Origin of the sequence: Mesorhizobium sp. M0854 (assembly GCF_040319815.1) — a bacterium.
Taxonomy (GTDB): domain Bacteria; phylum Pseudomonadota; class Alphaproteobacteria; order Rhizobiales; family Rhizobiaceae; genus Mesorhizobium.
Map to the genome: position 1 here is coordinate 1 of NZ_JAMYOL010000057.1, position 10,922 is coordinate 10,922.

12 protein-coding genes are annotated in these 10,922 nt (G+C 63.0%); 8 read left to right on the forward strand and 4 right to left on the reverse strand.

The genetic code is table 11. The annotated features are described in order from the left end of the window. The first annotated feature begins 171 nt into the window (after positions 1-171). Entirely contained in the window at positions 172-525 is a 354-nt protein-coding gene (locus NKH99_RS32105) for a DoxX family protein (RefSeq protein ID WP_353017869.1), read from the forward strand. 30 nt (positions 526-555) lie between these two features. On the opposite strand, the gene NKH99_RS32110 is transcribed toward NKH99_RS32105, so the two are convergent. Continuing rightward, a complete protein-coding gene (locus NKH99_RS32110) occupies positions 556-1,278 on the reverse strand; it encodes an SDR family oxidoreductase (protein ID WP_353017863.1) in 723 nt (240 codons plus the stop codon). Then, a complete protein-coding gene (locus NKH99_RS32115) occupies positions 1,275-2,126 on the reverse strand; it encodes an SDR family NAD(P)-dependent oxidoreductase (RefSeq protein ID WP_353017865.1) in 852 nt (283 codons plus the stop codon). Before NKH99_RS32115 ends, NKH99_RS32110 begins: the two co-directional genes overlap by 4 nt. Positions 2,127-2,231: 105 nt before the next feature. Here NKH99_RS32115 and NKH99_RS32120 point away from each other — a divergent pair, with 105 nt between their 5' ends. Further along, on the forward strand, positions 2,232-3,104 hold the full coding sequence (locus NKH99_RS32120; RefSeq protein WP_352571786.1) for a helix-turn-helix transcriptional regulator: 873 nt from the start codon (positions 2,232-2,234) through the stop codon (positions 3,102-3,104). A gap of 101 nt (positions 3,105-3,205) precedes the next feature. Here the strand turns inward: NKH99_RS32120 and NKH99_RS32125 are convergent, their stop codons facing one another. Continuing rightward, the gene (locus NKH99_RS32125) at positions 3,206-3,847 is read right to left on the reverse strand and encodes a TetR family transcriptional regulator C-terminal domain-containing protein (RefSeq protein ID WP_352503191.1); all 642 of its coding nucleotides are present in this window, start codon (positions 3,845-3,847) and stop codon (positions 3,206-3,208) included. 241 nt (positions 3,848-4,088) lie between these two features. Here NKH99_RS32125 and aptA point away from each other — a divergent pair, with 241 nt between their 5' ends. The 5 genes from aptA (at position 4,089) to NKH99_RS32150 (ending at position 9,330) form a co-directional block, all read left to right on the forward strand. Further along, entirely contained in the window at positions 4,089-5,417 is a 1,329-nt protein-coding gene (aptA, locus tag NKH99_RS32130) for an omega-aminotransferase AptA (protein WP_352471500.1), read from the forward strand. A 56-nt stretch (positions 5,418-5,473) separates the two neighbouring features. Further along, positions 5,474-6,724 (forward strand): Zn-dependent hydrolase, encoded by a 1,251-nt coding sequence (locus NKH99_RS32135; RefSeq protein ID WP_353017867.1) that lies wholly within the window; start codon positions 5,474-5,476, stop codon positions 6,722-6,724. A gap of 316 nt (positions 6,725-7,040) precedes the next feature. After that, positions 7,041-7,421: an endonuclease domain-containing protein gene (locus NKH99_RS32140; protein ID WP_352453399.1), complete on the forward strand. Its 381-nt coding sequence runs from the start codon at positions 7,041-7,043 to the stop codon at positions 7,419-7,421. 86 nt (positions 7,422-7,507) lie between these two features. Beyond that, the gene (gene hydA / locus NKH99_RS32145) at positions 7,508-8,959 is read left to right on the forward strand and encodes a dihydropyrimidinase (RefSeq protein WP_352503194.1); all 1,452 of its coding nucleotides are present in this window, start codon (positions 7,508-7,510) and stop codon (positions 8,957-8,959) included. Positions 8,960-8,988: 29 nt separating this feature from the next. Next, positions 8,989-9,330, forward strand: coding sequence for a hypothetical protein (locus NKH99_RS32150; protein WP_352820340.1), 342 nt, complete (start codon positions 8,989-8,991; stop codon positions 9,328-9,330). Positions 9,331-9,365: 35 nt separating this feature from the next. On the opposite strand, the gene NKH99_RS32155 is transcribed toward NKH99_RS32150, so the two are convergent. Continuing rightward, positions 9,366-9,770, reverse strand: coding sequence for a cupin domain-containing protein (locus NKH99_RS32155; protein WP_352831246.1), 405 nt, complete (start codon positions 9,768-9,770; stop codon positions 9,366-9,368). A gap of 161 nt (positions 9,771-9,931) precedes the next feature. Between NKH99_RS32155 and NKH99_RS32160 the strand changes: the two genes are divergently transcribed. Further along, positions 9,932-10,723 carry an ABC transporter ATP-binding protein gene (locus NKH99_RS32160; protein WP_352453396.1) on the forward strand — a complete coding sequence of 264 codons (792 nt, stop codon included), beginning with the start codon at positions 9,932-9,934 and terminating at the stop codon, positions 10,721-10,723. The last annotated feature ends 199 nt before the right edge of the window (positions 10,724-10,922 follow it).

A 10,922-nucleotide genomic window follows, 5' to 3' on the forward strand; every position in this document is an offset into this window, starting at 1 on the left:
GTGGGGGGGTGTGTCCAAAACACAACCGACTTCGGCGGTTTGGTCTTCATATAAACACACACCCCGTCCGCGGCGGGTTTCTGGTGTTTTGCCCCCCGGGGGGGGGGGGGGGCGCCCCCGCCGCCTCTTTTCCAAGGACCGACAGCATGTTTTCAAAACTTTGATAGTGAGATCCTATTCACCGCCCGCCTGCTGCTTGGCGGCGCCTTTGTCTTTGCCGGCCTGCGCAACATTCAGAACGCGGCGTTGGTGAGCCAATTGATGACGACGCGCGGCGTGCCGCAGGCACGGCTGGTGCTGTGGCTGGGGATCGTCCTGCAAATCATTGCGGGAGCACTGGTGATCGCGGGCATCTGGACCGCTCCGGCGGCGGCATGCCTGATCCTGTTCCTGATCGTCGCCACGCCGATGTTCCATAACTTCTGGGATCATCAGGGGCCTGAGCGCGCGTCCCGCATCAACGGCTTTGTCGGCAACGTCGCGCTGGCCGGAGGATTTCTGGCGCTGATCGCGCAGTCGCTTTGACAACGACTGATGCCTCTTGGAGGCAGCCGCTCACGCCGCATACCGCAAGCCGCCATCACAGGTCAGCACTTGGCCGGTGACGAAGCTGTTCGAAACCAGGAACGCAATTGCCTCGGCGACGTCCTCGGCGCGGCCGATACGGCCGACCGGCGTCTTGCCGGCATAGTCGGCAAACACCGCATGGCGCTGTTCATCGGGTAAAAAGTCCCACCAGGGCGTGTCGATGACGCCTGGCGCCACGACATTGACGCGCAACGGCTTGAGCTCCATCGCCAGGATCGGCACCACGGTCAGCAGCATGCCGTTGACGGCGGCGATGCCGGCGACGCCCGGCGCCGACAATTGTGCCGACACCGCCGAGATGAAAGTCACCGAGCCGCTCTTGTTCAGCGTCGGCAAAGCGGCCTGCAGGCAGGAGAGCTGTGGCCGGACCTTCTCGTCGACGCCGCCGCCGATGTCGGTCAGGTCAAGTGTTTCGAACGGACCGAGCCCCTTGCCGCCGCTGGCGGCCAGCACCAGGTGATCGAAAGGGCCGAGATCGTTGAAGAACCGGCGAACCTCGTCCGGCTTCGCGGCATCGAAGGCAGCTTTTTCGACCGCGCCGCCAAGGCTTTGCCGTGCATTGTCGAGCCTTTCCCGGTTGCGCCCGGTGATCGTCACCTTCATGCCCGGGCCAAGCAGCTTTTTCGCGGTGGCGAGGCCGATGCCGGAGGAGCCGCCGACGATCACGGCGTGCTGCGTTTTCTCGGTCATGAATTTTCTTTCTTCGGTGTTGCGGAAACGGGTGCGAGCCCGACAAGGCCGAGACTCAATTCGCGCAACTGCTGCCTCGCCTTCGCGTCATAGGCTTGCGCATCGGCGCGGGATTCCCTTTGGCCGTCGAAATAGAGGCCGCTTCGCCCTTCGAGCGCCGGCGATGTGGCGAGATTGATGATGGCTTCGGCACCGGTTTCGACCGAACTCCAGGGTGTGACGCCCGCCTGCCGCACCATCGTGGTGTTCATGTAGCTTGCCGGATGCAGGCTGTTGACCGTGACGCCGGTGCCGTTCAGCTGCTCCGCCAGATCGATGGTGAACATGATCTGCGCCAGCTTGCTCTGGCAGTAGGCACGAACGCCGTCGTAGGAGCGGGTCAGCATGACATCCCTGAAGTCGATCGCCCGTTGCCCGGCCGAGGCGACATTGATGATGCGCGCCGGCGCGCTGGCCTTGAGCAGTGGCAGCAGCTCCGTGGTGAGCAGGAAACCGGCGAGGTAGTTGACGGCAAAGCGCAGCTCGTAGCCGTCGGCGCTGACCTGCCGTTTCGCGTTGGGGCCGGCGGTGCCAACGCCGGCATTGTTGATGAGGATATCGAGCCGCTTGGTCCTGGCGCGGACGGCTTCGGCGAGGCGGCGGACCTCGGCCAGGGAGGAGAGATCGGCGACAAGAAGGTCGGCCTTGCCGCCGGCGGCTTCGATCTCGGTCACGATCGCCTTGCCCCTTGTCGCGTCGCGGCCATGCACCAGGATGCGGGCGCCGCCGGCGCCGAGCCGTTGCGCGACAACGCGGCCGACGCCGTCGGTTGAGCCGGTAATCAGGATCGTCTTGTCTTTCAGTTCCATGTTCAGAGCCTCCATGTCATCGCTCTGAGCAGAAAGATGGGGCACCAGACGCATGCCAAACAGTTCAAACTTTATCCTGGTATCGGTACTGCTATAATAGCGCCGATGGATTCCACCACGCATTCTGCCGAAGGCAGCCGTCGCCGCGAGCTTGGCGCCTTTCTGCGTTCGCGGCGCGAAAGGCTGACGCCATCGGCCACGGGCATCTCGACCGGCCTGCGCCGGCGCACACCCGGGCTGCGCCGCGAGGAGGTGGCGATGATCGCCGGCGTTGGCACGACCTGGTACACCTGGCTGGAGCAGGGGCGCGACGTCAGGCCATCGGTGGAGGTGCTGACGGCGCTCAGTCAGGCGTTGCGCCTGGACACGGCCGAGCAACGGCATCTGTTCATCCTTGCCGGCCGGCCGCAGCCGGAGCGTCGTCTCGATGCGCCGGAAAAGGTCGATGGCCCGTTGCTGCACATGCTGCAGAGCCTGGTCCTGCAGCCGGCCTATGTCCTTGGGCGGCGCTGGGACGTGCTGGCCTGGAATTCTGCCGCGGCAGCCGTGTTCGGCGACTATGGCCTGCTGGAGGGCGATGCCCGCAACATCGTCCATATGGTTTTCACCAGCCCGCAGCATCGGCGCCTGCTCGTCGACTGGGAGGAACTGGCGCGTGCCGTGCTGGCGTCATTCCGGGCGGAAAGCGCCAGATATGTCGGCGACCCGGATTTCGAGCGGCTGATCGCGCTGATGACACGTTCAAGCCCGGAGTTTCGCGCATGGTGGCCGCTGCGCGATGTGGCTCGCAACCTGTCGGGTGTGAAGCATGTCAGGCATCCGACGGCAGGCGCCATGGCGTTCGAGCATATGAGCCTTTCGATCGACGACGGCTCGGACATGAAGCTGATCGTCTACACGCCGCTCGCCGAGCAGAACTCGATCGCCAAGCTTGAACAGCTGCTGGAGACGCTTCCGGCCGAGCGGCGCAGCGCGTGAACCCAGCTTCGTCATCCTGGGGTCTGCGCTGCGTCGCTCCGCTCCTTGCTGCGCCCCAGGATGACGAAGCAATGGGGGAGGTTTGCGACAGCCGAGCTGCCTCAGCCCTTCGGCTTCAGCCCGTCGATGAACAGCTGCTCGAGAAACCTTGCGGCATCCTCGAAACGGCCGTCGCCGCCGCGATCGGGGCCGAGCACGGCGCGGACCTGCACGTCGAAATCGGCATAATGCTGCGTCGTCGCCCAGATCGAGAAGATCAGGTGCCAGGGGTCGGTGCGGGCAATCTTGCCGGCGCGCATCCAGCCCTTGATGACATTGGCCTTCTCGTCGACCAGCGTCTTCAACTCGCCTTCCAGCATCGGCATGATGCGCGGCGCGCCCTGCAGGATCTCGTTGGCGAACAGCCGGCTCTCGCGCGGGAAATCGCGTGCCATTTCGAGCTTGCGCCTGATATAGCTGCGCAGTTCGGTCAAGGGGTCGCCGATATCGTCGAGTTCGCGCAGCGGCGCCAGCCAGGTGTCGAGAAGCCGCTGCATCAGCGTCTTGTGGATGTCCTCCTTGCGGCGGAAATAATAGAGCAGGTTCGGCTTCGACATGCCGGCGGCTTCAGCGATCTGGTCGATGGTCGAGCCGCGAAAACCGTTGGTCGAGAAGACTTCGAGCGCCGCCTCGAGGATGAGCTCGCGCTTTTCCACCTGGATGCGGGTGCGGCGAGGAGCAGAGCTTTCGACCGCATCCGTCACCTCGAAAAACCTTCGCTGCGAGGAGTGTCTGGACCAATTCTCTGGACCAGTTTTTCTCCGCCCTGTGGAGCGCACTTCGAAAGCCGCATTTCCGCTAGTAATCCCTTGACCGCTGATAAGGCGGTGCTAACGTTTGTCCAACCGGTCAAAAATTTGCGTAGCACGAAAACGTCGCGAAGACCAAGTTGGAAAGACCAGGCGTTAGCCGCACCGAAACAGGTTACAAGGGGAAGTCTCGGTCATGTCCAACCGGCTGAAAGTCACGCCGAACGATCTCAGTGCATTCTGGATGCCGTTCACGGCAAACCGGCAGTTCAAGCAGGCGCCGCGCATGATGGTGTCGGCCAAGGACATGCATTACACGACCAGCGACGGGCGCAAGGTTCTCGACGGCACCGCCGGCCTGTGGTGCGTCAATGCCGGCCACTGCCGCCCGAAGATCACCGAGGCGATCCAGAGCCAGGCGGCCGAGCTCGACTATGCGCCGGCGTTCCAGATGGGCCATCCGATCGTGTTCGAGCTGGCGAACCGGCTGGTCGACATCGCGCCGAAGGGCATGGACCATGTGTTCTTCACGAATTCCGGCTCGGAATCGGTCGAGACCGCGCTGAAGATGGCGATCGCCTATCACCGCGCCAAAGGCGAGGGCTCGCGCACCCGTCTGATCGGCCGCGAACGCGGCTATCACGGCGTCAATTTCGGCGGCATCTCCGTCGGCGGCATTGTCACCAACCGCAAGATGTTCGGCACGCTGCTCGGCGGCGTCGATCACATGCCCCACACGCATCTGCCGGAAAAGAACTCTTTCACCAAGGGCGTGCCGGAGCATGGCGCGGAACTGGCGAACGAGCTGGAGCGCATCGTCGCCTTGCACGACGCCTCGACCATCGCCGCCGTCATCGTCGAGCCGGTTGCCGGTTCCACCGGCGTCATCCTGCCGCCGAAGGGCTATTTGCAGAAGCTTCGCGAGATCTGCACCAAGCACGGCATCTTGCTGATCTTCGACGAAGTCATCACCGGTTTCGGCCGTCTCGGTACGCCGTTTGCCGCCGACTATTTCGGCGTCACGCCGGATATCATGACCACGGCGAAGGGCGTCTCCAACGGCGTCATCCCGATGGGCGCGGTGTTCGTGAAGAAGGAAATCCACGACGCCTTCATGACCGGCCCCGAGCACATGATCGAGTTCTTCCACGGCTACACCTATTCGGGCAATCCGATCGCCTGCGCGGCAGCGCTGGGCACGCTTGACACCTACAAGGAAGAAGGGCTGCTGACGCGCGGCGAGGAACTGGCGCCGTACTGGGAGGACGCGCTGCACTCGCTGAAGGGCGAGCCGAACGTCATCGATATCAGAAACATCGGCCTGATCGGCGCGATCGAGCTGGCGCCGATCGCCGGCCAGCCGACGAAGCGGGCCTTCTCGGCTTTTGTGAAGGCGTTCGAGCGCGGTGCATTGATCCGCACCACCGGCGACATCATCGCGCTGTCGCCGCCGCTGATCATCACCAAAGGCCAGATCAACGAATTGATCGACCATGTGCGCGAAGTGCTGAGGGCCGTGGATTGAACCAGGTGCAGCTTTCCCTCCCCCTCGACGCCGCGCAACCAATGAGGTTTTAGAATATGGCCGCCCCCGGCGAGAATCTGCGAATCAATTCAGACCGTTTGTGGGATTCGATAATGGAGATGGCGAAGATCGGCCCCGGCATTGCCGGCGGCAATAATCGCCAGACTGTTACTGACGAGGACGGCGAAGGGCGGCATCTGTTCAAGCGCTGGTGCGATGAGGCGGGGCTCGAAATGGGCGTCGACGAGATGGGTACGATGTTTGCCCGTCGCGAAGGCACCGACCCCAGCCTGCCGCCGGTCTATGTCGGCAGCCATCTCGACACCCAGCCGACCGGCGGCAAGTATGACGGCGTGCTCGGCGTGCTCGGCGGCCTGGAGGTGGTGCGCTCGCTCAACGATCTCGGCATCAAGACCAAGCATCCGATCGTCGTCACCAACTGGACCAACGAGGAAGGCGCCCGCTTTGCGCCGGCGATGATGGCGTCCGGGGTATTCGCCGGCGTGCTCGACCAGACCGACGTCTATTCACATGTCGACAAGGACGGCAAGAAATTCGGCGAGGAGCTCGAACGGATCGGGTGGAAGGGCACGGAGAAAGTCGGTGAGCGCAAGATCCACGCCTTCTTCGAATTGCATATCGAGCAGGGCCCGATCCTCGAGGACGAGGGCATCGACATCGGTGTCGTCACCCATGGGCAAGGGTTGAAATGGCTGCAGGTGATGCTGACCGGCAAGGAGGCGCACACCGGCTCGACGCCGATGCCGAAGCGGCGCAATGCCGGGCTCGGCATGGCGCGGGTGATCGAACTGGTGCACGAGATCGCTATGGACTACCAACCCGACGCCGTCGGCGCGGTCGGCCATATGGAGGTCTATCCGAACTCGCGCAACATCATCGCCGGCCACACCGTCTTCACCATCGACATCCGCTCGCCGGAAAAGGAGGTGCTCGACGCCATGGACGAACGCATCCGCGAAGGCATCGACACGATCTGCGAAGCGCTCGACATCCAATATCAAATCGAGCAGGTCGGCCATTTCGATCCGGTCACTTTCGATCCGGGCTGCGTCAAGGCTGTGCGGGATGCGGCGGAGCGCCTGGGGTATACGCATCGCAATATCGTCTCGGGCGCCGGCCATGACGCTTGCTGGATCAACCGCGTTGCACCCACCGCAATGGTGATGTGCCCCTGTGTCGACGGGCTCAGCCACAACGAGGCCGAGGAAATCACCAAGGAATGGGCAGCGGCCGGCGCCGACGTGCTGTTCCATGCGGTGGTGGACACGGCGGGGATTGTGGGGTGAGATGTTGGCGCCGTACCCCCACCCCTAACCCCTCCCCACAAGGGGGAGGGAGACTTCCGTTGGCACTGACCTCGGCAAATTGCCTGCCTTTCGGCGCCAAAAGGAGAAGTAAGGGCGGGCGGCAGCGTTCCCTCCCCCTTGTGGGGAGGGTTAGGGTGGGGGTCCATCTTCGTAAGAATCCAAATGCGATTGCCCTGCCACAAGGGGGAGGGGGACTAGCAATGCCGACGTCTTTTTCTATGGCGAAAGCTTTGATGGGTTCAGCTGTGACAGCGCGGCACCAAGCCTCCCTCCCCCTTGTGGGGAGGAATTGAGGGTGGGGGTACTCGTCTTGGCACCGACCGCGATCGATCCAGCCGCCATCAAACGTGCAAGAATGTTGCGCCGGAACATGACAGAGGGCGAGCGTAAGCTCTGGTCCGAGCTGAAGGAGTTCCGTCGCCTCTACGGGTTACATGCAAGGAAGCAGGCGCCGATTGGGCCTTACATTGCGGACTTCGTTCTGCACGAGAAGAACCTCGTCATCGAGGTGGATGGAGAGCATCACTTTATGCCGGAGCAAATGGAGAAGGACCGCATACGTGATGCATGGTTTGGCCGACAGGGCTATCGTGTGCTCAGGTTTTCGACTGGAGACTTGGCAAATTCCTTCGATGGTTGCGTCGAGGAGATATTGCGGGAAGTTGGAGTCATGTAGAGGCCGTTCAGGGTTCCTCGACGCTGAACCGACCTGATCAAGCAAGGCGCTCACAAGAAGCGCGAAGAGAATAAGGGAACAAGAAAATGTCCAAAGTCATCAAGAACGGCACCATCGTCACCGCCGACCGCACGTGGAAGGCCGATGTGCTGTTCAAGCACGGCAAGATCATCGGCATCGGGCCGGATCTGCATGGCGACCATGAGTTCGACGCCAGCGGCTGCTATGTGATGCCGGGCGGCATCGACCCGCATACCCATCTCGAAATGCCGTTCATGGGCACCTATTCGGCCGACGACTTTGAATCCGGTACCCGCGCGGCCCTTGCCGGCGGCACGACCATGGTCGTCGATTTCTGTCTGCCGGCGCCGCAGCAGTCTCTGCTCGAGGCCCTGCAGATGTGGGACAACAAGACCTCGAAAGCGTCCTGCGACTATTCCTTCCACATGGCGATCACCTGGTGGGGCAAGCAGGTGTTCGACGAGATGGCCACCGTCGTCGACAGGGGCATTACCTCGTTCAAGCATTTCATGGCCTACAAGGGCGCGCTGATGGTCGATGACGACGAGCTCTATTCGTCGTTCCAGCGCTGTGCCGATCTCGGCGCGCTGCCGCTGGTCCATGCCGAGAATGGCGACGTGGTGGCGGCGCTGTCGCAGAAGCTGCTGGCGGCGGGCAACAGCGGCCCGGAGGGACACGCCTATTCGCGCCCGCCTGAAGTCGAAGGCGAGGCGACCAACCGCGCCATCATGATCGCCGACATGGCCGGTGTGCCGCTCTATGTCGTGCATGTCTCCTGCGAGCAGGCGCACGAAGCCATCCGCCGGGCGCGCCAGAAAGGCATGCGGGTATTCGGCGAGCCGCTGATCCAGCACCTGACGCTGGACGAGAGCGAATATTTCAACAAGGACTGGGACCATGCGGCGCGCCGGGTGATGAGCCCGCCCTTCCGCAACAAATGGCACCAGGATTCGCTGTGGGCCGGCCTGCAGGCCGGGTCGCTGCAAGTGGTGGCGACCGACCATTGTGCCTTCACCACCAAACAAAAGCGCAACGGCGTCGGCGATTTCACCAAGATCCCGAACGGCACGGGCGGGCTCGAGGATCGTTTGCCGGTGCTGTGGACGACCGGCGTCAAGACCGGCCGGCTGACGATGAACGAGTTCGTCGCGGTGACCTCGACCAACATCGCCAAGATCCTCAACATGTACCCGAAGAAGGGCGCCATCGTCGAAGGCGCGGACGCCGACATCCTCGTATGGGACCCGAAGCGCAAGAAGAAGATCACGGCCAAGAAGCAGCAGTCGGTGATCGACTACAATGTCTTCGAAGGTTTTGAGGTAACCGGCCTGCCGCGCTTCGTCTTCTCGCGCGGCGAACTGTCGATCGAGGAAAACGAGGTCAAGGCGAAGCCCGGCCATGGCGAATTCGTCGCTCGCGAGCCGAACGCGGCGGTCAACCGGGCGCTGTCGACGTGGAAGGAAATTTCCGCGCCGCGCAAGGTGGAACGGACGGGCATCCCGGCGACGGGCGTTTGAGCTTGGCGAGCCACGGAGCGATTATCTCGATGGCCGCGGTGATCCTTGCCGCCGGGCCGGCGGCGGCTGACGTCCTTGCCGGCTCCTTTGGCAATGAGGTCGGTTGCGCTGGTGTACGGCTCGGTTATCAGGACAGCGACGATTATGTCGTGCTGACCGCCGACGGCGTCGAAACCTATGGCAGCGGCTGCCAGTTCGCACAGCGATTGACGACGGCGCCTGGCACCCTGTTGTTGAGCTCCAGCTGTTTCGCCGAGGGCGAGGAGGGCACGACGACGGATGTCGTCAAGGTCATCAACAGAGGAGGGGACGGTTTCTTCGTGACCATTCCCGGCCTTGAGGAGATAGGGCCGCTGAAATCATGTTCGTGACGGTGCCGATGACGACCGCTGCCTCGATGCCGGCGTCAGGCGACCAACCCGTCCAGTTCCGGCAGCAGGACGACGCTTTCCTGTTCGTTGGGATCGGTGCGGGCAATGACCGCCGAGGCGGGGCCGTCGCTCAGATTGGCCGGCAGATGCGGCACGCCGGGGGGAATATAGAAAAGATCGCCGGCCTTGACCACGATATGCTGTTCGAGCCGGTCGCCATACCAGGTATGGACTTCGCCGGAGAGCACATAGATCGCGGTTTCATGGTTTTCGTGCATATGCGCCTTGGCGCGGGCACCCGGCGGCATGGTCAGCAGATGCATGCAGATGCCGGACGAGCCGACTGTTTCGGCGGCGATACCGCCGAAATAACTCAGGCCCTGCTTGCCTTCATAAGAGCTTTCAGGGCGGATAAGATGGCAAGTCGGTTTGGGCGACATCGGGGCAACTCCGGGCGTCTATCTGATGGGACAAGGGCGTGTAAAACTGGGGCGCGTAAAACTGGGGCGAGTAGGACTGGGCGAGTGGAAAGCAACATCGGGGTAAAATCAATGGGATTCCGGCCGGCGCCGCAGTGGCCGGAAGCGACAGGCTACGGCCGATGACGGGAGTATCGCCAGCCGTTGTTTCGGCAAGCAAGCTTGGCCTGACCTTCCAGACCAATGATGGTCCGGTGCAGGCGCTGTCGAATGTCGACCTGACGATCGGCAAGGGGGAATTCGTGTCCTTCATCGGGCCCTCCGGCTGCGGCAAGACGACCTTGCTGCGCGTCATCGCCGATCTGGAGAAGCCGACATCGGGAGCCATCTCCGTCAACGGCATGACGCCCGAGCAGGCGCGCCAGAGTCGCGCCTATGGCTATGTCTTCCAGGCGGCCGCACTTTATCCGTGGCGCACGATCGAGCGCAATGTGGCACTGCCGCTGGAGATCATGGGCCTGTCCAGGGCGGAGCAGGCGGCGCGCATCAAGCGCACCCTCGACCTTGTCAACCTCAGCGGCTTCGAGAAGAAATACCCCTGGCAGCTTTCGGGGGGCATGCAGCAGCGCGCCTCGATCGCGCGGGCGCTCGCCTTCGACGCCGATCTTTTGTTGATGGACGAGCCGTTCGGCGCGCTGGACGAGATCGTGCGCGATCACCTCAACGAACAGCTGCTGGAGCTTTGGGAGCGCACCAACAAGACTATCTGCTTCGTCACCCATTCGATCCCTGAGGCGGTCTATCTGTCGACGCGCATCGTCGTCATGTCGCCGCGCCCGGGGCGTGTCAGCGACGTCATAGAATCGACGCTGCCGAAAAAGCGACCGCTCGATATCCGCGAGACGCCGGAGTTCCTGGCCATCGCGGCACGCGTGCGCGACGGGCTGAGGGCAGGGCACAGCTATGATGATTGAGGGCGCGCGCGACGGGCTTGCGCGTTCGACGCAGGAGGTGCATCGCCCTCGCGAGGGACGCGCTAACCGTGCTTTCGTCATCCCAGGGCGGAGCCGCCGCGAAGCGGCGTGCGCAGACCCTGGGATCCATATGTGGACGGCGCCCTGCCTGCAACGGTTGTTTTGCGTCGTTTTCGATCGCTTGCGTCCATATGTCCGG